The 22,382-nt window shown below is 59.0% G+C and carries 16 protein-coding genes and 3 pseudogenes; 12 read left to right on the forward strand and 7 right to left on the reverse strand.

The window, feature by feature from the left end; translation table 11 throughout:
• Positions 1–778: 778 nt before the first annotated feature.
• Positions 779–1,219: a transposase DNA-binding-containing protein gene (locus AB7M16_RS24990; protein ID WP_245454641.1), complete on the forward strand. Its 441-nt coding sequence runs from the start codon at positions 779–781 to the stop codon at positions 1,217–1,219.
• Between the two features lie 648 nt (positions 1,220–1,867).
• Here the strand turns inward: AB7M16_RS24990 and AB7M16_RS24995 are convergent.
• Both AB7M16_RS24995 and AB7M16_RS25000 read right to left on the reverse strand, forming a co-directional pair.
• The gene (locus AB7M16_RS24995) at positions 1,868–2,179 is read right to left on the reverse strand and encodes an oleate hydratase (RefSeq protein ID WP_245333569.1); all 312 of its coding nucleotides are present in this window, start codon (positions 2,177–2,179) and stop codon (positions 1,868–1,870) included.
• A 72-nt stretch (positions 2,180–2,251) separates the two neighbouring features.
• On the reverse strand, positions 2,252–3,010 hold the full coding sequence (locus AB7M16_RS25000) for a glucose 1-dehydrogenase (protein ID WP_124163410.1): 759 nt from the start codon (positions 3,008–3,010) through the stop codon (positions 2,252–2,254).
• Between the two features lie 1,285 nt (positions 3,011–4,295).
• On the opposite strand from AB7M16_RS25000, the gene AB7M16_RS25005 reads away from it, so the two are divergent.
• The 5 genes from AB7M16_RS25005 (at position 4,296) to AB7M16_RS25025 (ending at position 7,743) form a co-directional block, all read left to right on the forward strand.
• The gene (locus AB7M16_RS25005; protein ID WP_244621071.1) at positions 4,296–4,457 is read left to right on the forward strand and encodes an acetoacetate decarboxylase family protein; all 162 of its coding nucleotides are present in this window, start codon (positions 4,296–4,298) and stop codon (positions 4,455–4,457) included.
• 227 nt (positions 4,458–4,684) lie between these two features.
• On the forward strand, positions 4,685–4,891 hold the full coding sequence (locus AB7M16_RS25010; RefSeq protein ID WP_050996351.1) for a hypothetical protein: 207 nt from the start codon (positions 4,685–4,687) through the stop codon (positions 4,889–4,891).
• 88 nt (positions 4,892–4,979) lie between these two features.
• Entirely contained in the window at positions 4,980–5,342 is a 363-nt protein-coding gene (locus tag AB7M16_RS25015) for a hypothetical protein (protein WP_453945420.1), read from the forward strand.
• A 174-nt stretch (positions 5,343–5,516) separates the two neighbouring features.
• A complete protein-coding gene (locus tag AB7M16_RS25020; RefSeq protein ID WP_158626816.1) occupies positions 5,517–5,687 on the forward strand; it encodes a hypothetical protein in 171 nt (56 codons plus the stop codon).
• Positions 5,677–7,743 carry a recombinase family protein gene (locus AB7M16_RS25025; protein ID WP_453945421.1) on the forward strand — a complete coding sequence of 689 codons (2,067 nt, stop codon included), beginning with the start codon at positions 5,677–5,679 and terminating at the stop codon, positions 7,741–7,743. Before AB7M16_RS25020 ends, AB7M16_RS25025 begins: the two co-directional genes overlap by 11 nt.
• Here AB7M16_RS25025 and AB7M16_RS25030 read toward each other — a convergent pair.
• From AB7M16_RS25030 to AB7M16_RS25050, 5 genes and pseudogenes are all read right to left on the reverse strand, one after another.
• Positions 7,713–8,856 (reverse strand): annotated as a pseudogene (locus tag AB7M16_RS25030) (IS3 family transposase). The gene AB7M16_RS25025 and the pseudogene AB7M16_RS25030 sit on opposite strands and share 31 nt — an antisense overlap.
• A 93-nt stretch (positions 8,857–8,949) precedes the next feature.
• Complete coding sequence (locus tag AB7M16_RS25035; RefSeq protein WP_453945422.1) at positions 8,950–10,149, reverse strand: IS256 family transposase; 1,200 nt, start codon at positions 10,147–10,149, stop codon at positions 8,950–8,952.
• 1,587 nt (positions 10,150–11,736) lie between these two features.
• Positions 11,737–12,481 (reverse strand): annotated as a pseudogene (gene istB, locus AB7M16_RS25040) (IS21-like element helper ATPase IstB).
• A 13-nt stretch (positions 12,482–12,494) separates the two neighbouring features.
• The gene (locus tag AB7M16_RS25045; protein ID WP_050996325.1) at positions 12,495–13,223 is read right to left on the reverse strand and encodes an IS21 family transposase; all 729 of its coding nucleotides are present in this window, start codon (positions 13,221–13,223) and stop codon (positions 12,495–12,497) included.
• Positions 13,224–13,452: 229 nt separating this feature from the next.
• Positions 13,453–13,545 (reverse strand): annotated as a pseudogene (locus AB7M16_RS25050) (IS66 family insertion sequence element accessory protein TnpB); the annotation flags it as partial.
• A gap of 729 nt (positions 13,546–14,274) precedes the next feature.
• On the opposite strand from AB7M16_RS25050, the gene AB7M16_RS25055 reads away from it, so the two are divergent.
• The 6 genes from AB7M16_RS25055 (at position 14,275) to AB7M16_RS25080 (ending at position 22,352) form a co-directional block, all read left to right on the forward strand.
• Positions 14,275–15,678 carry a GGDEF domain-containing protein gene (locus tag AB7M16_RS25055; protein WP_124163412.1) on the forward strand — a complete coding sequence of 468 codons (1,404 nt, stop codon included), beginning with the start codon at positions 14,275–14,277 and terminating at the stop codon, positions 15,676–15,678.
• A gap of 464 nt (positions 15,679–16,142) precedes the next feature.
• Positions 16,143–17,969: a putative bifunctional diguanylate cyclase/phosphodiesterase gene (locus tag AB7M16_RS25060; protein WP_245334225.1), complete on the forward strand. Its 1,827-nt coding sequence runs from the start codon at positions 16,143–16,145 to the stop codon at positions 17,967–17,969.
• 836 nt (positions 17,970–18,805) lie between these two features.
• The gene (locus AB7M16_RS25065) at positions 18,806–19,018 is read left to right on the forward strand and encodes a PaaD-like zinc ribbon domain-containing protein (RefSeq protein WP_453945423.1); all 213 of its coding nucleotides are present in this window, start codon (positions 18,806–18,808) and stop codon (positions 19,016–19,018) included.
• Positions 19,019–19,175: 157 nt separating this feature from the next.
• Complete coding sequence (locus tag AB7M16_RS25070; RefSeq protein ID WP_158626796.1) at positions 19,176–20,381, forward strand: HlyD family secretion protein; 1,206 nt, start codon at positions 19,176–19,178, stop codon at positions 20,379–20,381.
• Positions 20,381–20,908, forward strand: coding sequence for a hypothetical protein (locus tag AB7M16_RS25075; protein WP_453945424.1), 528 nt, complete (start codon positions 20,381–20,383; stop codon positions 20,906–20,908). The genes AB7M16_RS25070 and AB7M16_RS25075 overlap by 1 nt, the downstream gene beginning before the upstream one ends.
• A gap of 22 nt (positions 20,909–20,930) precedes the next feature.
• Positions 20,931–22,352: a glycosyltransferase family 2 protein gene (locus tag AB7M16_RS25080; RefSeq protein ID WP_453947262.1), complete on the forward strand. Its 1,422-nt coding sequence runs from the start codon at positions 20,931–20,933 to the stop codon at positions 22,350–22,352.
• Positions 22,353–22,382 lie beyond the last annotated feature (30 nt).

The raw sequence follows: 22,382 nt of genomic DNA on the forward strand, positions 1-22,382 counted from the left end.
TCGTACAACGCTGAAAAGGGCTGGGGGTTCATTCTCCTGACGATGCCGACCAGGAGGATTTGTTCGTGCACATATCGGACCTTCGCGACTGCGCAGGGTCTGATCTGGTGTCGGTCACGCGCGTGACTTTCGAAATTCGCTTCAATCAACAGCGCTCGAAGTACAGAGCCGTCCAGGTCAGGCTGATCGATTGAAAGATCGCGTATCCTACTGCGGGCGTGCGCATTACATATCATTCATAGCGCAAAGGCAATAATGGACGATGCATAGGCTCATCTGATCAGAAACCAAGTCGTGGACGTTTACGACGGAGATCGCGCTCGGAAGCGCGACGTTAAGCTGATTGATATGGATGGTCGTCAGCCATCTTTCTGGCCAGCGCGACCTTTGCACGCTTGCTTCCTTGCCGGTGGGCAACACGCACCGCCCAGGCCTTCATCGGAGACCATCGGGTTGATCGCCTGAGAACAACGTTGGCAGCTTCGAACAGGGCGTAAGCATCCGGTGAGGCTTTGAATTACCCATAACTTTGACTACTCGGGATGATCCGCTGATCGGCGAAATCTTGAATCGAAAGAATCACTTGTGATTCCTTGCTGAGCACCTGATTCGCGAGGGGGTGCTCTATGGGGCTGACGTTAAGGGATCGATCGGCAAAAGGCCGCTTGCGGTCCTTGGAAGGTGAATGTTGGATTGATCGAGAGAGTAGTGGATGCGAGTTTAGGGACGAGCGGCTTGGCGACAATTCCGCAAACTGCTCACGCAGATTGGACGCCCCATGGGACAACGCATTCCGCTCGTCTGCCAGGATTGGGCGAATACCAAGGCCGCCTACCGCTTCTTCTCTAATGACCGGGTCAGCGAAGCGGACATTCTGGCCGGCCATTTCCAATTGACAAGTGATCGCGCCGCCGCAGAAGCGATCGGCATCACCAAGAGCATAAACAGTGGACGGGATAAGGCGGGCCGCCTCAGATCGCACACGGTTTGCGGCATCCTGATTCATTCGAGCCTCGCAGTTACAATCGAGGGTGTGCCACTGGGGTTGGCGGCCGTTAAGTTCTGGACCCGGAAGACATTCGAGGGGACGGCAGCGCTTAAAATGAAGATCAACCGACCCGGATTCCCATCGAGAGAAAGGAAAGCGTTCGGGGGTTGGAAAATCTCAAGCAGTCTCGCCACTCTTGGATCATCCGGGACGATGCATCCGTATTGCTGATCGCCCGGCCTTAAACGAGACGTTAGTAACGCCGCGACCGTTGTCGTAGGCATGACCAATGCTCTCGGAAGAGAGCTGGCCAGCGGAGGGCTTGAAATCGTGAGCATGAGATGCTTGCCGCTCTTCTAGTGCGGCCCACAGTCTAGCTAGAGGGATGAGGTCGGCTCGCAACCGCGCTACGTCAGAGATCGCCCTCGCGACCGTCTCAAAGAGCATATTGAGCTGAAGCAGAAGCGTATTGAATAGCACCATATCGCCGATCGTGACCGCGCCGATTCTCCTGCCTGGCGCGCAGATCGCCGCGATCCGCGAGGCTTCCCAATTTAGGCAGCTTCGATTGTGCGTCTAAGGTGCCCGTTGACATCAGCGGCAGGAGTGGAAAGCCCCACCTGGTCACCGGGCGCGCTATTCTCTAGACATCAACGTCGATGGTAATGTCACCGCGCGGGAGAAGCACGGCACAGCCCGTTGCCCGATGTCCGCTACGTCAGACAGCGTCCCACCTCAACTCAGGTACTCATTCATCAGTTCACCAAGCTCGGTTGGGCTAATCTGTTTCAGAATATGTTGGGGTAGGAACGCCGGTCCTGGGATCTCAATTTCCTTGCCGTCACGTAGTCTACCCTTGGCTGCTAGCGATTGCTGATATCATAGGTCAATTGAATACCTCGGGCACGCCGCGTTCAATCTGAGGAGGATATAGACGGCTTCCATCGCCGTCTGACCGAGTATTTCAGCCAGTAGAACCGAACGGAACAGATCCCAGAGGCACTCGAAATGTTCCTCCATCTCTGGATCACCTCGGATGACGACCCCTCTTTCCGGGTCCCAACTACCGTCCAACGCCCCACCCGGAAGGTTCAGCGCTCGAGAAGGTAATGCGATCGGCCACGCATATGCTCGTCGGGGATCATGAACGCCGCGCCGGAGAGTGCCGCCAAGCTCGAACCAACGAACCACGGCGTCTTGCTGTCCACACCAGCGGGCTTGCCCGGGCGAGCAAAGGATCAGATCTCGTTTATGTGACAGTAGTCAGAAGATGCTTTCGGGAGCCTGACACTTGTACGGGACGCCGATCGTCAGACCGCCATCGACGACGATTTCGGAGCCCGTAAGATAAGAGGACTCGTCACTGAGCAGGAACAAAACTGCCTGCGACACTTCCGGCGGTTCGGCTGCCCGCCCAAGCGGAATGGGAAAACTGGAAGAATCGAAGTCCTTTGTCATCCAAGTGTTGATTAACCCCGGATGGACTGAGTTTATGCGAACCCCAGACGCAGCGGCCTCCAAAGCAGCGGACTTGGTTATGCCCCGCACACCGAACTTGGAAGCAACGTAGGCGTGAAGCCCTGCACTACCCCTCAGCCCCTCGACCGACGAGATGTTGACGATCGAGCCTCCGCCCGCGCGGCGCATGGCGGGCAGGGCAGTCTGCATTCCCAAAAATACACCGGTGAGATTGACAGCAAGGGTCTTCGTCCACTGCTCGAGTGGAAACTGCTCGATAGGAGCAATACTGGCTATGCCCGCATTGTTGACGAGGCCATGCAGCGCGCCAAAGTTGCTCTCCGCAGCCGCGATCGCTCGGCGCCATTCCTCTGGCTGAGCGACGTCTTGACGCACATAGATCGCGGATGTGCCAAGGCCGGCCGCGAATGCCTCTCCTTCTTTACGAAGAATATCGGTGATCACGACTTTAGCTCCCTCCGCTACCAGCAGGCGCGCATGAGCGGCCCCCATCCCTCGAGCCCCGCCGGTCACCAGAATGACCTTTTCGCTGAGACGTCCCATAATTTTGCTTCCTCGATCAGTGTGGTGGCGCAAGGTCTTGCGACATCCACTATGTCAATTAGCCCTGTTCGATCTGCTGTGTCCCGCTGCAATGCCCAACGGCTGTGCGTAGTGGCCGCGCAACTCGCCGCGAAAACCAACTCGATAACGATTTCACGTCGTGGACACGCGTCCGCCGCTCAGGCGTTATCGTCGGAGTGTTGAATTAGCATCGCGACATTGGGCCACCTTGTTGAGCCCGACAATTCACGACCGAGTTTCCTCCGGAAGATGGGCGTGAACTGCACGCGAGGCAATGCCGGTTCCGCACAGGCGCACGTACTGAGCTGTTCGAGGCTGGCCGCGGGAGTAGGGCGCAGAACGCATAAAGCTCTCCGAGCCTTGCGAATTGGAGTATCCACTCTGTGCAATCCGCGCGCCGAGACTCTGATACGAACGCAAACTCACGCGACTCTTGCAGAGTTGCTGGAGCTGTTACGACCTTTTCGCGCGACCTGGGTATCCGCTAGCATGCTTTTCGGGCCATGCACAGCGATAGCGCTTCGACTTATCAAGACTTATCGAGCCACACACAGCTTTGATAGCCATGCGAGCTCCTCATCCGTTTATCTCCCGCTTGATCATGTCGGACTCTCGACACTCCGCGTCGCCAATCAAACAAGCGGGAAGGCAACAGAAGAAGCGGCGAAAGTTGTCGAAGGCCTTCTCTCGTACTCCAACTCGGCATCTGCAGCCGAGCGAGTCTTATAACACCCAATGAGGCGCTTGGCATCGATCGCAGACGACAGATAGAGAGGCCTATCGAGTTATCGTCATCCTCGGTGAGCACGCTTCGCCGGAATGAACGCACAATCGTCAAGCTCATTCTGCAGCACAGAATCGAAGTGCAACGCGCAGAACTGGACGCGTCGGGGGCAAGACGATCGCGATCACTGGATCTATGAGCCGACGGATCACCGAGCCGCACTGGAAGTTGCACATCACAGTCTCTTCAGGATGCTCAACAACCGAGTAGTCTTGGTGAGATGAGTTAGCTGAATGTTCGATTGCGCCTAAACACTTCAAGAGCGAGGAGGAATGCGATGCCCGACGTGAAAGGTATTTCGCTTGATGCGCATCTCTACCTTGGGAGCAAAGACCGTGGCAGCGCGTTTCTCGGGTACCGAGCCATAAACCTTGTATTCAGCGTGGGGCACGAGGTGTCCTCTCTATTACCGAAGGGATTAGTACCGTAGCAAACCCTGCAATCGCCCTTGTGCCGGTCGCGAGCTATCCCTCAAGCACTGTGGGGCCGTACTTGGAGTGCTCTTCAGGAATTCAAGTTCGTGATCCCGGCGGTGAGGCCGGCTTTTTAATTCTTACCTACGTGACAACGAATGATGCAGCGCTCGCCTCGGGACGAGAGGTTCTTGGTGCTCCAAAAAAGTTGGCGTACATTACCGGTTAGAGACGGTGGTCTAATTCAGGGTACGCTCGAGCGTCCAGCGGGCAAGCGTCTGCCGACCCTTACCGCTCAACCAGACCAGCGCGTGAGCTCGAGTTCGCAACAGATGATTTCGGCGCGGACGTATTTCTACTTGGTTTCGGCATCTGCCCCCCTATCAATAAGCGGGATGGGCGCAGTGACGCAACTCGTCAAACGGTGCACCGCGCGAATGTTGCCACGCGACGAGCTTGGCGAAGAAGTTTACTGGACCCACCTTCCTAACTTACGACTCCCCCTCGATTGTCGATCCCGTGCACAATTTGGCACTTGGCGAACGCGTGCTCGGCACATACGAGGAGCATGACGCCAAGCTCCAGGCCATTGATATCCTTTCGGAAACGGCAAATCCAGGAAAACAGCGGTCCATAAAGCTTCAGGAGTTCATCCAATCCTGAGTTCTGCCCCGGGCTCTCGGCGTGCCCACTGAACCTCCTCCGAATGAGTGGACACCTGTAGTAGGCTCATTGAGCCCGGAGGTGTCGAATGGAACGTCAACGTCGGTCCTTTACGGAAGAGTACAAGCACCAAACCGTTGATCGCGGAATGGAGGCGGGTTCGGTTGTACAACAAGACTCAAGAACGCCCACAAAACCGTTTTTCGCGAGGTTCTTTATCGATTTCATCCCTGGTTTGGTCGCCGAGTTTGCGTTCATGGAACGGTCGGGAAGGCTGATGATGTCACTTTCCGCTGCTCTCTGGATGGATCGCAAGCGGATCGATGGTTGGAGGTTCCAGCATGGATGTTCGATCGGGCAGCATGCCCTGACGCCGAGCTTTTGGCAGCTCAGCCGTTTGTCAGCATCGATGCACTTGCGGCGCTCTCTGCGCTTCTCGATCTGGCGTTGAAGGGTCGAACGTCATCAGCTGCCCTGCTTTCTGGCGCATCCAGAGTCTCTCACGACCAGAATCGGGGAGCGACTCATGTCACGCCAGACGGCAATGCCAGGGAGCGGATACCGACACAATCGACAACCGCGGCCGCAGCCGCAGCCGCAGCCGCAGCCGCAGCCGCAGCCGCAGATGGATCTGTTCGGGAGTGGCCTGTCAAACGGCGCCATCGGCGCGCCCGCATGGCTGGAGTTGCCGGCGGAAGCCCGGGCGGCCCTCACGAGCCTGATGACGCAGTTGATCCTCGACCATGCTGCGAGGACAGCAACGCTGCCCGCGAAGGAGGTCGATCATGATCTCTGACAAGGTCAGGCCTCATCATCTGGAGCGCAAGGCAATTCTTTACGTGCGTCAATCCTCGGCCCATCAGGTGTTGCACAATCGCGAGAGCAGCGCGCTGCAATACGCCATGCGGGACCGGCTGACGGCTCTCGGGTGGTCAGAGGTTGAAGTGATCGATGATGATCTCGGTCGTTCAGCCGCCGGCGGCATACAACGCGCTGGTTTTGAGCGGATGGTAGCGGAGGTTTGCCTTGGCAAGGTTGGTGCGGTTTGCGCCCGCGAGGTCTCGCGCTTCGCCCGCAACAGCCGGGATTGGCAGCAACTCATCGAGATGTGCCGCGTGGTCGACACCGTTCTGGTCGATCAAGAGACCATCTATGCGCCAAGACACGGCAACGACCGCCTGCTGCTCGGGCTCAAGGGCAGCCTCAACGAGTACGAGCTGGATCTGTTGCGCCAGCGCTCGCTCTCGGCACGCTACGAGAAGGCGCGCCGGGGCGAGTTGGTTGTGACAGCGCCCGTCGGCTTCGTGAAGGCCGGCGATCGTTATGAGAAAGACCCGGATCGGCGTGTCCAGGAGGCGATCAAGCTGGTGTTCGACAAGGTCGAGGAACTGGGAAGCGCGCGTCAGGCGCTCTGCTGGCTCCACGAGTACAATCTCGATCTTCCGGTGAAGCAGACCAACGGCGACACGGCCTGGCGGCGACCAAACTACTCTGCCATCCACCGGATCATTGAGAACCCGGTCTACGGCGGCGCCTATGCCTATGGTAAGACAGCTGTGGCGGCGGGATATGGCACCGCGGGCGTGCGCGTGAAGATCCGCCGCAAGGCGCGGAACGAATGGCTGACGCTGAAGCCCAACACTCACGAAGGGTATGTGAGCTGGGAGAAGTTCGAGGCGATTCGCACCATGGTCAGCAGCAATGTTCCCACCAGTCGGCATCACGGCGCGCCCAAGCATGGTGACGCGTTGCTGGCCGGTCTGATCCGCTGCAAGCGCTGCGGTCGTAAGCTCACACTCCGCTACTCCGGCATGGAAAACCATATCCCGCGCTACAGCTGCAGCCGTGCCTGGATGGATAATGGCGGGGCCCACTGCATCGCCTTCGGCGGACTGCGCGTCGATGACGCCATCGAGGAATCGCTGCTTGGAGTCGTCGGTCCGGGCGCTGTCGCCGCCGCAACCGCTGCCGCCAAGGGAGCCAGGGAGCGGCGCGATCAGGTACGCGATGCTCTCAGTCGCGACCTCGAAGCGGCGCGCTATGCCGCCGACAGGGCTTTCCGGCAATACGATGCCGCTGATCCCGCGAACCGGCTGGTGGCCAGTGAGCTGGAAGCGCGCTGGAACAGGGCGCTCGCTCACGCGGCGGAGGTTGAGGCCAAGATCGCCATGCATGATGTGGCGACGCCCGCACCCCTTGCTGATCCAGCTTCGTTCGGCGTTCTGGCCTCGAATCTCAAAACGGTCTGGGATGCGCGGACGACGGATGCTCGTCTTAAGAAGCGCATTGTGCGCACCCTCATCCATGAGGTCGTGGCCGATATCGACGACGCGGCCTCGGAGATCGTTCTCATCGTTCATTGGGTGGGGGGCGCCCACAGCGAGTTGCGCTTGCCGAAGTGCCGGCGCGGACAGCGCAACAGCACCTCGGCCGATATCGTCCAGGCCGTGCGTCAACTGGTGCTGATCGCCAGCGACGATCTGATTGCCGGCCTCCTCAATCGCAACGGCCTCAAGACCGGCAACGGCAATCGCTGGACCCGCGAGCGCGTCACATCAATGCGCTCGAACTACCACATCCGGTTCAAGCCTGCCGAGGACGGGATCGAGCCATGGCTCAACCTTGGCAACGCCGCAAAGCTCCTGAAGATCGCGCCCAAGACGCTCCGGCTGGCCGCTGAAGCCGGCGAGATCGAATCCATCCATCCTCTTCCGGATGGTCCTTGGATCTTCGCCCGCACCTCGCTGATAACAACTGCTGCTCGATCTATCGCCGAACGAGCGCGACAGAACCCAAAATACCCCGCGGGATCGCATCCCGCTCAACAAAATCTCTTCTCTTCAATCACATAGCCAGATGGGTGTTCTGATGCGCAGTTGTAGAAGCCCTCGATGAAGGCGAAGATATCGCGCTGGGCCTCGGCGCGGGTATTGTAGTCGCGATGATGGACCAGCTCGGTTTTCAAGGTATGGAAGAAGCTCTCCATCGGGGCATTGTCGTAGCAATCGGCCTTGCGGCTCATTGATGCCATGATGCCGGCGCCGGTGAGGACCGTGTGAGGCATACTGCACGCCGCGATCGGAGTGATGGATCAATCCGGTCTGCGGCCGTTGCTGGTTGATGGCCATGGTCAGTGCCGCGGATGCGAGTTCGACCTGCATATGGTCTTGCATGGCCCAGCCGATGATCTTTCGGCTGAACAGATCCATGACGGCCGCCAGATACAGCCAGCCCTCCGCGGTCGGGATGTAGGTGATGTCGGCGAGCCAGACCCGGTTCGGGGCGGGAGCGGTGAAGTCGCGCGCGATCAGGTTCGGTGCGATCGGGAGGTCGTGACGGCTGTCGGTGGTGCGCCCCCGGCGTGGCGACGCCATGATGGCGCGGACACCGTGCCGGTGCATCAGCTGCTCGATCCGGCCACGGCTGGCGCCACGTCCCTGCTTGCGCAGGATGGCATGGACGCGAGGACTGCAGTAACGCCCGCTGCTGTCTTGATGGACTTGCCGGATTGCGGCCAGGAGGCTGGCATCGGATTTGGTCCGCTCACTGACCGGGCGATCACGCCAGGCGGAATAGCCGGCCGGCGAGACCTCGAGCACGGCACACATCAGCCGCACCGGATAGGCGTCGCGATGGTCTTCGATGAAGCGGAAGCTCATGTCCGGGTTCCGGCGAAGATCGCGATCGACTTTTTTAAGATGTCGCGCTCCATGCGCAGCGTTCGTTCTCCTGGCGCAGACGGGCGATCTCCGAAGCCTGGTCCGCCGACATCGGCGTCGCCTTCGTGGTGGGGCGCCACGCCGCCGATGTCGGCTCCTGCCGCAGCTTGTCAACCCAACGCCGCAGCACCGAGTCACGCAGACCGAGTTCCTTGGCAACAGACCCGATCGAAGCGCCCACTCAAAGCCAACTCAACGGCTTGGCGCTTGTACTCTTCGGTAAATGAACCGACGTTGACGTTCCATTCGACACGTCCGGGCTCCTCTACTCCGATCGTGTCCCGTGGCGTGGTGTAGGTGAGTGCGGGTCACTGCGTTCGCCGGCATGGTCCGGATCGGTCAGGTGGCGATTGCCGGGAAGCTGACGGCGGGATCATCGCCCAACGGGGTGATTGTTTCCAGTGTCATGTAGCGACCGCGCTGGACCGCCCACTCGTCGTTCTGTTCGAGCAGGATAGCGCCGACCAGGCGGGTGATGGCGTCCTCATTGGGAAAGATGCCGACCACTTCGGTTCGGCGCTTGATCTCGCCGTTGACGCGTTCGAGCGGATTGGTCGAGTGCAGCTTGGCGCGGTGCGCGGCCGGGAAGCTCATATAGGCCAGCACGTCGGCCTCGGCCTCATCGAGGAACACCGCGAGCTTGGGCAGCTTGGGACGCAGTTGATCGGCAATGCGCCGCCATTGCGCCCGTGCCGCCTCCGCGTCGTCCTGGGCAAAGGCGGTGGCAATGAAGGCGGAGACGACGCGCCGTCCGCTCTTGCCGGCATGCGCCAGCGCGTTGCGTATGAAGTGGACGCGGCGGCGTTGCCAGGTGGCGTTGAGAACCTTTCCGACCGTGGCTTTGATCCCCTCATGGGCGTCGGAGACGACGAGCTTGACGCCGCGCAGGCCCCGCCGCGCCAGTTTGCGCAGGAACGCCGTCCAGAACGTCTCGGCCTCGGACGGGCCGATGTCCATGCCGAGCACCTCGCGCCGGCCATCGCTGTTGGCGCCGACCGCGATGATCACCGCGACCGAGACGATGCGCCCGTTCTGGCGCACCTTCACGTAGGTGGCGTCGATCCACAGATAGGGCCAGTCACCCTCGATCGGGCGATTGAGGGAGGCCTTCACCTTGTCGTCGATCTCGCCGCACAGCCGCGACACCTGGCTCTTGGAGATTCCGCTCATGCCCATCGCCTGCACCAGATCGTCGACCGAGCGGGTGGAGACGCCCTGGACGTAGGCTTCCTGAACCACGGCGGTGAGCGCCTTCTCGGCCATCCTCCGCGGCTCAAGAAAGCCCGGGAAGTAGGAGCCTTTGCGCAGTTTGGGGATGCGCAGTTCAACCGTGCCGGCCCGGGTCTCCCAGTTCCGATCGCGGTAGCCGTTGCGCTGGACCTGGCGCTCCTGGCTCTTCTCGCCGTAAGCCGCCCCGGTCAGGCCCTCGACCTCCAGCTCCATCAGCCGGTGGGCGGCAAAGCCGATCATCTCGCGCAACAGATCGGCATCAGGGGTCTTCTCCACGAGCGCGCGCAGGTTCATCATGTCGTCGGTCATCGGTGGTTCCTCGAATCAGGTTGGTGTCGCAACCCAAACCTTACCGACGAATCATCGGTGACCACCCGCAAAGCCGCTCGCTCGCTACGGCGCTATGTGGGGCGCGCGTCGCGAGCGGCTTTGCTAATCAGCTACACCACTCCTTGGGAAACGACCTCTACTCCGAGCACGAAGTTTGGGTCGCTCGTAGAAAGTTCGGCATCTTCGCTCCTTTTCGCGCTTTGGCGAAGGCAATCCCGCCTTGGTCCTGATGCACCTCAGGCCATTTGAGCCTCGCGGTATCGCAGCAATAAGGGTGCCAACAGAAAAACGCGGTGCACTCGTTCGTTGATGCGAAAACGGTCGCATGCCTTGCATGTTGACTGCATGCCGTGATTGCGTTCATGACGTGCATGTCTTAAGGCGGACGGGCCGAACTCGGCTGATTATGCCGCTACAGCGCGCTTAGCGAACTTCTTCTAGCAATAGCCTATCGCGGCGATAGCTGTTGACTCGTGCTTCAAGTTCCTGGTGTAGCTGACGACATAATTCGTTGCGGCCGGCCGCTCATCGCGGGGCGAGTATCTGGTCTAACGGGGGTAAGGCAATTCCTGCCCGCATTGCCATCTCACACAGGTCGTGCGCCATGGCCGGGTGAATTTCGATGGCGCGAAACTCTCGTTGGCAGAGGACCCGGAGCTTCGGCTATGCCAACGTATAGCTTTCCAAGGAACGCCTCGCCTGCCATTCCTTTTTTGAGGCCGGCGCGATGACTGGGACATTAAAAAGGCGCCCCTATGAAAGGCGACGCTCTGGCCGATAGCACTCTTCTTCAGAACCGCCTGATCTCGAAGCTAAAAGGTGGATTGAAGTTGACTCTCGACTCTTGTCGCTGGACGGAACGACAAGACGAACTGCTGCGCGAGCTTGTTGATGCGGGCGCGCCTGCGAAATCCATTTGCGAAACACTCAATAGGTCCGAGGCAGAGCTTCGCAGGCGCGGCTATACATTGGCCTTCCGAGGAAATGATCAAAGCGAACGGCCGCCGTCTGATGCTGAAGCGGCGCTCGGCAATCGGCTGTTATGCATGCGATCCTCGCGGAAGTCAGCGCAACAGCATCGGGCGCGGCTTCTGCTCTTTGGGCTTGGCGTCCGGTATCCTGTTATGACGGGCGAACCGTCAACTTTATTGGCTTCATCCATCTCGCGGCCGCGATGATCTGCGGTTCCGCGCCTTTCTCCATAGCTGCCAGGATTGTCAATTGTTGAACATGGTGTTCTCCTGACGGAACACCAGCGGGGAATTTGATACTTAAACTGTCTTTTCGCTATATCCGGTGGCGGGGCCGCGGGATTGCGATCAGCGATTCCAGGCCATCGTGATCACGGTTTCCAGATGATGGTGATCACTTGCGGAGGCGAACACGACTGACGTGTTTATGTGTGCTGGAAATGGTCTTCCTCGTCAAGACGGGCGGGAGGGTTTGGAGATCGGTCCAGCGGTCCATGGGAGGGACCCGCGTGCGCGCGGAGTGGCCCTCACGAGCGACGCAGCGGCGTGCGCGGGAGGGACCTGTGGGTCGGTGGGGCGATCGGCCGCGCGGTGGTCACGCTGCTGTCCAATCGTCGGCCCAACGACGCACACTGTCGCCCTTGAGCTCGATGCGGTGGGCATTGTGAATGATGCGGTCCAATATGGCGTCGCCGAATGTGGGATCGGCAATCACGTCATGCCATTGCGCCACGGGGGCCTGACTTGTGATCAACAATGATGCCTTGTCGTAGCGATCATCCACGATCTCGAGTAAATCACGGCGCTGGTCGGCAGTGAGTGCTTCGGGCCCCAGTCGTCTAGGATGAGTAGATTGACGCGCTCCAGCGCCGCGATCAGGCGTGCAAGACGACCTTCGCCAGGCGCCTGGCCGAGATCGGCGAACAAGCGGGGCGCGCGCTCGTAGAGGAGCGAAAAGCCATCGCGGCAGGCCCTGTTGCCGAGCGCGCAAGCCAGCCAAGATTTGCCGGTACCGGTCGGACCGACGATGACGAGATGGTGGTGCTCGCAGATCCATTGGCAAGTGGCGAGGCTTTGAAAGGAGGAGGGGTCGAGACCACGAGCGGTGCGAAGTCGACATTCTCGATGGGGGTGGCAGCCTGGCGGAGCTTGGCATTGCTCAAGCGCCGTACGAGGTGGCGGTTGTCGCGGGCGGTGACCTCGGGATCGACGACGAGACCAAGCCAATCGGGGTGTGGCATTTCGGCGGCCTCGGGATTGTTCTGCAGTTCGATGAGGTTATCGGCCGTGGCAGTGAGGCCGAGCGCGCGCAGGCGGTCGACGGTCGGATGAATGAGCACAATGATCTCCTGATTAGTTGTAGTAGCTGCGGCTGCGGATGTTGGCGTGGAAGAGGACGGGCGCCTCCTGGGCAGGAGGAGCGGTTTTGTCGGCGGCGTTCTTGAGGATGGCGGCGACCGACTTGTAGCAACGGGCATTAAGCAGCAGCGCACGGGCGCAGGCGGCGTCGACACGTTCCTCGCCGTAGCGCCTGACCAGCCCGAGAATGCCGATGGCCGAGCGGAAGCCTTGTTCCGGATGCGGTCGCGACCGCAGGATGACGTCGATCAGCGTCTCGGCCTCGGGGCGCACCTTGGCGGCTTCAGAACGAATCCGCTCATGAGCCCAGTCGCGGTAGCGGCGATGCGAGCTTGGCATATGCTCGTCGATCGTCGTTGGTCGATGCGGCAGAGTGCTGCGCAGACGGGAGGCGACGCGCTTGCCGCGCAGGAAGCTCTCGACGGCTTTTAGCGTGATCCGTGCCTCGACCTCTTCATGCACGAGGTTGTGAGGCACGCTGTAGTCATGCTTGGCAAGCTCGACATGATATTCGAGGTTCACCCGACAGCGCTTCCACTCAGCGGACTCGTAGGGTTCGTCGGGTAATGGGGTCAGTGCCGGTCGGTCAAGCTCCTCGAACAGCTCGCGCCGGCTTCGCGCCCAGCTCCATAGCGGTCGGTTGTTGAGATCGACGAGCAGTGCGTGGATCGCCTCGTTGAGGACGGCCAGCGAGAAGAACCGGCGGTTGCCTAGACGCGCCAAAATCCGTCGCCCGACGATTTGGACGCCGACTTCGACCTAGGCTTTGTCGCGCGGCCGATACGGCCGTGCTGGAACGATGGCAGTGGCCCAGCTTATCTACAATCCGATAACCCTGAGCGGGCCAGCCGGGACGGTGACGGCGCCGGACCACGCGCAGCAGCGTATCCTTACTTACCGGCAACATCAGCCGTTTTGCGAAGGCTGCTGGGCATGGGTAGTCCAGCATGTAGCGAAGCTGAACTGGGGTGATTGTCACCACGCCGTCCGCCGACGACGGCCACAAAAAGCAGCCGCGCTCCAGCCGCTTGGCATAAAGTGACATGCCCAGTCCTTGCAGGCTCGAATTTTCGGCCGCCTACAAGATCTGGCAGGGGGTTAGCTAAGCCAGCTCATGTATATAAGTGGAACTTCTGTCCCGCATTTTGCCCTGGGACACGCGCAGAACGGAGGTCACAGATGGCATACAAGAAACTCATCAATCAAAGCGGCCTGACACTTACGGTGTTGCTCATCACGCGCGTTGGCTCCGAGCCGAACCCAGTCCGCGCCGATCGTCACAGCGGCGCTACCAGTGGGTGGCAAGCAGACGATTGAGTAAGGTAATACGCAGACTCCCTTCCTCAATGGGCTCGTGATTTCCTCATCCTTCGATGGCGCGTTTTCGAACGGGTCGTAGATCGTGAAGGGCAGCAGCTGGGATACTGTCCTGAACACGCACGATACGAACGTGGTGGGCTCGAACACCTAACCCGCAACGTCGCCGACGATCCCGCAGTGGCGAACTTGGCTGCTCTTGGATGGCAAGTCAATGCTGGCGCCGTCGCAGCCCCGCCCGGATGAGTGCAGCCGATGGACGGAAAGGTAACTCTTGTGACTTCCGCGCCCGTGCAGCTTCATCACCCGTGCCGGCGTGTTGGATAACCTACGGCGGAGGCGAACCATGATGCCTTCTACTATGGTTGTCCAGCAGGACTCCAAGGTGCTTGAAGAAGGGGCCCCACGAGTTCATGAAAGGCCCCCGTGGGATCATCATGGAATGACGGTATAGCATATGAGTACCAATCTTATGTTGCACGAGCCGCCCAGCGCGCTGCGGCTGATCACACGGGCGTATACGAGCCTTCTCATTATCGGCTTCGCCCTGCTGCCCACTCAGTTCATCGCTTACCTCTATTTCCAGCAAGATCCCGCGCTGAAGTTTGAAGACCACCTGTTCCACGAATTCGCCATCGCCGTCGCCACCCTGGAGGGGCTGTTCGTCACATATGTGACGTGGCGCTGCTATCGGTCTTCAGGCGAGCCTCTGTTGCGATGGTTGACCCTTGGTTTTCTGGCCTTCGTGCTGATCTATTCGCTGCACGGCGCCTTCACCGGCATGGCACATCGCAACATTTGGCTGTTTCTGCTCTATGGGCCAGCGTCGCGTCTGGCGATGTCGATTCTGCTCCTCGTCGGGCTACTCAGCTACAACCTGCCGTCAGACGGGCTTGAGAAGCGCTCGGACACGCGCGCATGGCTGACGTGGATTGGCCTGTTCCTTACGATGGACTTAGCTGTCGCACTGGTCGCCTATTCACCCTATGCTGGGCACCCGGTGGTCCGCCTGTCCATGGAGGGCGGCGCATTGCTATTCAGTGCGCTGAACGTCGCCGTCTTGCTCATGCGACGGATTCACTCGCCGCTCATGCTTGTTTTCGGCGTTTCTGTCGCGTGGTTTGCGCTATCGTCGCTCGCATTCATCTTGGCGGCGCCGTGGAATCATATGTGGTGGCTGGCTCACGCGATCTTTGCTGGCGGATTTTTTCTGCTCAGCTATGGCGTCGTCCGGGCGTTCCGAACAACGCAATCGTTCGCCACCATCTATAGCCAGGAAGAAATGACCGCCCGCCTTGCCAAATCGATGGCCGACACTCAAAAGGCGCTTCAGCAAGTGCAACTGAGCAATCAACGGCTGGAGCGCCTCGCCGCAACCGATCCACTAACCGGTGCCGGGAATCGGCGCCACTTCATCGAGCATATCGGCGCGGAGATCGCAAGGGCCAGGCGAACCGGAGCTCCGTTGTCCCTGCTGTCGCTCGATCTCGACCATTTCAAGGATATAAACGACTCACGTGGTCACAGCGTCGGCGACGAGGTCCTGCGCGTATTCGTGCGAAAGTGTCTGGAGGCAATCCGGCCTTACGACTCTGTCGCGCGCGTGGGGGGTGAAGAATTCATGGTACTGCTTCCGGGGGCGACGCTCGACGCGGCTAGCGCGGTCGCCGAGCGCCTTCGATCGGCCATCGAACGCACTGCATTCGATGTCGGGGCCGAACCATCGGTCGGCGTCACCATCAGTGTTGGAGTGTCGGAGTTCAGGCGCGATGGAGACACGCTCGACGGGTTCTTGAACGTCGCCGACCAGCGACTCTATCGCGCAAAATTTGAAGGCCGCAACCGTGTGGTTGTCTCCTAGGATAACGTTCATCGTTCACTTCGTCTCCCGTGTCTGGGGCGGACGCCCGTCCGCTCTTCTCCGAGCCAAAGCCGCAACGCTACTAACAACTATTCGGTCATGGTCCATCCATTGCAACATTTGCAGGCCGGTTCTCACCGCAATAAGCTGCGGCCACTAGCAGCCGGGAGCTCTTATGTCGGTTTCTTGCTACAACGGCGTCCGTGACAGCCGTTCCATCGAGCGTTCAGCTGGCGGTCGCCTCGCCCCGCCAAGGCGGCCGCCCCTTGGCGCGCGCCGCGACCATCAATCCGCTCGCCAGGCACTTGGCAGAAGCTCCGGATCACGAGGCACGACCGGTAGGCACCTGGTCGCGCTGATTGCTATCGCACGTGAACTAGCGCCCTCCCTTGGCGCTTCCAGGGTGATCAACGTCTTGAAGCGGCATATTCAGGATATAGCTCGTTGCTTAGGCCGCACTAACGATGCGCGAACTTGCCGGTCGCTCGACCGCCACTTTTCCGGGAAGCACCTTATCACGACCCGATGGCTCATTGCTGCTTGCGAAGCCGTTACTGAAGTTCCGCAATCGGCGCAACATCTGGTTTTCTCAACAATCATGCTGCGAGCAAGACCCTCGCTGGGCCACCGTGCGTTGCGACGGTTCGACTGAGATGAGAGTTTCAACTCCACGATTGCGCGTATTGCACTTCGATTGGCGCCGTTCTGCCACGAGGGATTTCATTGCTCTCTTCGGCGGCGTCGTTCTCGCTTCACTCTTAGCGCATGTCTATGGGCTTGGCCCTCGTTTAGCGCAGCTGGGACAGCGCTATGTGAATCCGATACTCGACGACATTATATTCATCGCGTTCGTTGCATTCTTGCTGAGCATTGGGCTCACAATTTTTAGTGTTCGGCGCTATCGAGAACTTGCCCGCGGAACTGACACACAAACCATCACAGAAGGAGAAGTCCGCGATCCGGCGCGGCACGATCCATTGACTGCCTTTCCAAACCGCCGCCTGTTTGATTACACACTTGATGTGTACGTTGGCCTCGCCACCGACACGCATCAAGTCGCCATTCTGATGCTCGGCCTCGACGGCTTGAAGCGGATCAAGGATACGCACGGCTATGCAGCGGTAGACAAGGCACTCTGCGAGTTTGCCACAAGGCTTGCCGACATCTTGCCCAAGGACGGTCTCCTGGCGAGGATCGAAGGCGACGAATTCGGGATCGTCCTGCCCAACATTAGCTCCCTCGAGGATCCCGCCAATCTGGCGCGCCGTATCGTGGTGTCTGCCGCCGACAGTTTGGTGATTGAGACTGGCGCAGCCGAGCTTAGTCTTGGAATTGGCATCGCCATCGCTCCGCTTGATGGCGTCACTCCCCACGAGTTGGTCAGGCGCGCAGAACGCGCACTTTATCGCGCGCAATGCGACGGCGCGTCGCGTGTTCGCTTTTTTGAACCGGACATGGACATGCATGTCGAGCGGCGCATCAATATTGAGCGTGAGCTTCGGAGCGCTGTCGCAACGAATATTATCGAGCCCCATTACCAGCCGGTGGTTTCACTCGTAAGTAATCGCATCGTGGGGTTCGAGGTGTTGGCGCGTTGGGAGAACAAGACAACTGGGCCTATCCCGCCTGACGTGTTTATTCCAATTGCAGAAGAAACCGGCCTCATCAACGCTCTTGGAGATCAGCTTCTTCGGCGCGCGTGTCTTGATGCCACTGCGTGGCCAAAGACCTTTTCGCTTGCCTTCAACATTTCGCCTGTTCAGTTGCGGGACTCCGCGCTTGGAGAGCGCATTATATCTGTCCTTGAGCAAACCGGCTTTAGTCCGCGCCGCCTGGAGATTGAAATTACAGAGAGCGCGTTTGTGGAAAGAAGCGGGGCTGCGAAGACCGTGATTGACGCACTTCGTCTAGCCGGCGTCCGCATCGCGCTCGATGATTTCGGAACAGGTTATGCTACGCTTAGCCAGCTGCTTTCGTTTCGTCTTGACAAGATCAAGATCGATCGCAGCTTCGTGTCACATCTCCACGACAGCACTGACTGCCGGGTGATCGTTCGTGCTATAATCGGCCTCGCTGAAGGGCTTGGTTTGACGACCACGGCCGAGGGAGTCGAATGCGAACGCCAGCTCGTCTATCTGGTGTCCAATGGTTGCACAGAAGGACAAGGCTACCTGTTCAGCGGTCCCGTTCCAGCCACCAGTATTCCCGCGCTGCTCAATCGCGAAGCCAGCCGCGGGCCGGTTACTGAAGGGACGGAGCAAGAAACCCACGTGCGTGAGCCGACGCGCTGAGTTCACGCGTGCTCGGGAGGCGCTTGATTAGAATAATCCGGCTAGATTTGCCACGATACTTTCGACGCATCACCTGCATTGTTGCTCAGGGCGGGTCCATTTACTTGGACAGGACGCAGACTCTTAAGAGATCACCATGGATCGATGACGCGATTACGGGCGGAGGCCTGCCGTGCATCACCGTTTGACACTCCAACATCAACGCACAGGGGCTCGCGAAGGGCCCTATGCGCTCAGGGTGCGCGAGCGGCCAAGCGCCTGATCTTCGACTACTCCTCTTCGCTGTAGCGGCGCACAGATACACGATGAGCTGAATCAACGGGGATCAGACATCCGAACTCTGGATATCGTCTCGAAGATCCGCCATTTGAATCCCCTGATGCCCCTCCGACTGAAGCGCCGGAGCTGACCGTTCTGGTCTCCTAGTCTAGCGGCTCCTGATTGCTCCGGGGAGCGCCGGACGCACACGATCCAACTCAGGCATCCGCTGGTCCCCTTCAGGTGCCTTCAGGTGGGAGCCCTCCTGATCAGGCCGTTTATGGTCAGCCAAACCTCCCAGGCCGCATTGCTCAGCACCAAACGATCCCCAAGGCTTCCATAACGAGACTCAATCCGATTTGCGACCTTACGTTAGAACATGACCTAGACTGTCCGATTTCTGACATGCAGTCGGTCTGGTAAACTTCCTTGAAGCAATATTCCTTGTTGATCAAGCTTGTCGCAGTTGGCACAGGGTTTGAACAGAGAGGTGCATCCACCGCAGCCGCCCCCGAAGCGGCGGCTACACTAACGCTTCTTCGGCTGTGGCCCTTTGGTGCAATGACACGAGCTGCCACATGGAGTCGGTCTCAATAGCACGTCACATAAACTGCCCTCAATGTGGCTCTGCATTTGTCCACCTCGAGTGGCATGAACGTATGGGTGCGCGGGAGGTCCAAGATCTCTGGCGCTGCTGGAACTGCAGGAATGAATTCATGACTGTTTTCACTTCTGACGATATGGATCCTCCTGCGCTGAGATCACGAAGCTATTCTTTACCAGCCTGTTAGTCTGATCATGACGCCTGAGCCGCTAACGCTCGCATCCGAGCGGCATTGGACCTGGCAACCCAAAGCCGCGGGGGCCCTTAGGCGAAAACGATTGTACCGTAGGCTGCTCAGTAATACCCTGCGCGACCTTCCCGTCATAAACAGTTGGAATGTGCTTATGAGGCTCGTACGTGCAATCGTCGGCTTGGCCCTGTTGGCAGTGGGATTGTACATTATTATCGGTGAGCACTTCGCTGGAACATCGGCGGATGCTACACTCAATGCGCGGCTCTACATCGTTCGCGCCCCGATCGAAGGAAAGGTAACGCTTGCCGTGCAGAGCATCGGCGCGCGCATTAGTCCCGGCGCGCTGATAGCAGAACTCACCGACCAACGCTTCGATACCGCGAGGCTTCTTGAGCTTGATCGCGATCGCACAAACCAGCAGATCGAGCTCGACCGTCTCGATGGCCAGCGAGAGGCCTTGTCCGCATCCAGGTCGCGCTTCGATGTTCAATCAACTGATTACCAGCGCGGAAGGGTTCGGCAGATTGAGGCTCGAATTGCCGAAACGAAAGCAGCTCAAGACGCTGCGGCCACACGCCTTCGTCAAGCGGACGCAGAATTTAGGCGAGCAAACGAACTAAGCACGCGTGGTGTACAGACGGCGGCGCATTTGGATCGGGCTCGCGCCACTTACGACGTGGCGCAGCAAGAACTGGAGAGTGCGCAGCAGCGAGTGAAATACTTAGAGACGGAACTTACGTCCGCTCGCGACGGCATCTTCATCGGGGAGTCCTGTAACGACGCTCCTTCCTCGGCTCAACGTATCCGAGAGCTCGAGCAGCGGCTGGCCGAGCTGAATGTCGACAAGGAGCAGGTGAAAGCACGTATTGTACAGCTCGACCGGCAAATCGCTGCCGAGCGTCTTCGTGTCAACAACTTGAGCTTCGCTACCCTTAACGCCAGCGTGATTGGTCTAGTCTGGGACATACTAGTAGACGATGGCCAATACGCGCGGCGCGGCCAGGATCTCGTCAAGATCGTAGACTGCAGTACACTGATCGTCACCGCCGGCGTCAGCGAATCTCTCTACGACCGTCTCTCGGTGGGAACGGCCGTGCAATTTCGGTTGTTTCGAGATGATCGTATTTTCAATGGAACCATAACTCGCCTTGGCGGATCCGGTGCGGCCTCGCTCTACACCAATCTTGTTGTAGGGCCAAGTGCTCAACATCTCCAGCGCTTTGACGTCACAGTGACAGTTCCAGATCTTGCAGGAGAGGCAGATGTCGGTTGCGCGATTGGACGCACTGGACGCGTCATCTTCACAGCTGGCCCAATCGCACAGTTCCGCCGCTTTATAACGCGGTACGGACTCTGATGCTTCAGCTGTCGCCACTCGTTGCTGCCTTCGCAGGCGCCGCCTTCATAATTGGGCTTCGCCTTACCGTCTTTCCATTTCTCAATCCGATGAAGTGGTATTGGCGCGCTCTTCTCCTCGGGGCTGCTGCCGTACTGTCTTGGCGTTATATGGCTTGGCGCTTCACCGAAACGCTGGCACCGCTCGACTGGACTGCGGACGCGCTGTTCAGTTGGGGATTCGTCACCCTCGAGGCCCTGACGATGCTTTCCTCTACCATCGCGTTTTTCATACTGTCCCGAGTGAACGACCGGTCGGCAGAAGCAGACCAGTACTCTGAATGGTGGCTGCCTGGAGAAGCGCCGCGTGTGGACGTTTTTATCACGACTTACAACGAGCCGTCGGAAGTGCTCGAGCGCACGATCATTGGCGCGACGCAAATCCGCTATTCACAGCTTCGGATTTTTATCCTCGACGACGGCGCCAGGAATTGGGTACGGCAACTTTGCGAGCTGCACCGAAATCGGATATCTCGCACGTTCGGATAAGGAGCATGCTAAAGCGGGGAACATTAACCATGCACTTCGCGCGCGCGCCCGCGATCCAGCTCCCCCGATCTTTGTCGCTGTACTTGACGCAGATTTCGTTCCCCATGCGGACTTCATCGAGCGGACGCTAGCGTTATTTCACGAGCCAAGCGTCGCGCTCGTGCAAACCCCGCAGCACTTCTTCAATCCTGATCCGATCCAACATAACCTTGGAATAAGCACCGCATATCCGGATGAACAACGTCATTTCTTTGACAACGTCGAGCCAGCGCGGGACGCTTGGGGGATTGCCATCTGCTGTGGGACATCATCCGTAATGCGGGTCCAGGCCGTCGAGCAGATTGGCTGGATTCCAACACAAAGCGTAACCGAGGACTTCCTGCTCACCCTTAAGCTTGCGGAAAACGGCTGGCAAACTGTATACCTAAACGAGCCGTTGACTGAAGGTTTGGCTCCCGAAGGACTGAAAGAATATATTACTCAGCGTGGACGGTGGTGCCTCGGCTTGATGCAAATCGTCCGCAACTCATACAGCCCCTTTGTCATGCGCGGCCTTGGTCTGATGCATCGAATCGGGATCCTGGATTCATTGCTCTACTGGGTCAGCACCTTTCCCTTCAGGCTTGCCAGCCTGATTTGCCCGCTGTTGTATTGGTGGTTCGGCATCACCATCGTGAACGCGTCGCTGGTGGAAATTATCAGTTACTATATACCTTATTACCTAATGGTTCTTGTGTCCCTGAACTGGCTTTCAAAAGGGTTGTTTGTCCCGCTTCTCAACGATACGGCTCAACTGATCGCGGCCTGGCCCATCAGCCAGGCAGCTGCTCTCGGGCTTCTGACCAGCGGATCGCATAAATTCTCGGTGACGGCCAAAGGCGGCGACCGCACCAAGGTCATAGTTCAATGGGCGTTGATGCGCCCGTTTGTACTCCTGCTCGCTCTGACAATCGGCGGCTTGATCGTGCCGTTGAACTCCGATTTTGTCTTCGATACGTCCGCAACAGCGGGGGACGGCACAACTGTCGTGATGTTCTGGACAGTTTACAACATTCTGGTGCTTTTCGTGGCAGTCGTGGTGTGCATTGAGCGACCGCGATACGATCGACCTCAGCGCCAGATTCCAGAACCCATCACGTTGGTGATCCAAGGTGAGAAGCATCGCGGATGGCTTCTCAATCTGGGCCGAGGGGGCGCGCGAATCAGCGGTCCATCCGGACTTTCCGCCGGAGCAGCAGGGCAGCTCGACCTGCCCGGGATTAGCGGCGTAGACGCGCATGTTGCTGCGACTACCCGTGACGGCTATCGAATCAAGTTCTCTCCAACTCCCGAGCAAAGGGCGAAAATTATCAAGAAGCTTCACACTGAATCCGCCATGCCAGGGACCGATCGAGGGAACATCTTGCAAATGATTCGTGAGTTGGCGCGAGCTCTAACGAGTTGAGGAGCGCGAGATGCCGAGAAGACCGAGCCT

Source organism: Bradyrhizobium sp. USDA 372 (genome assembly GCF_053629095.1).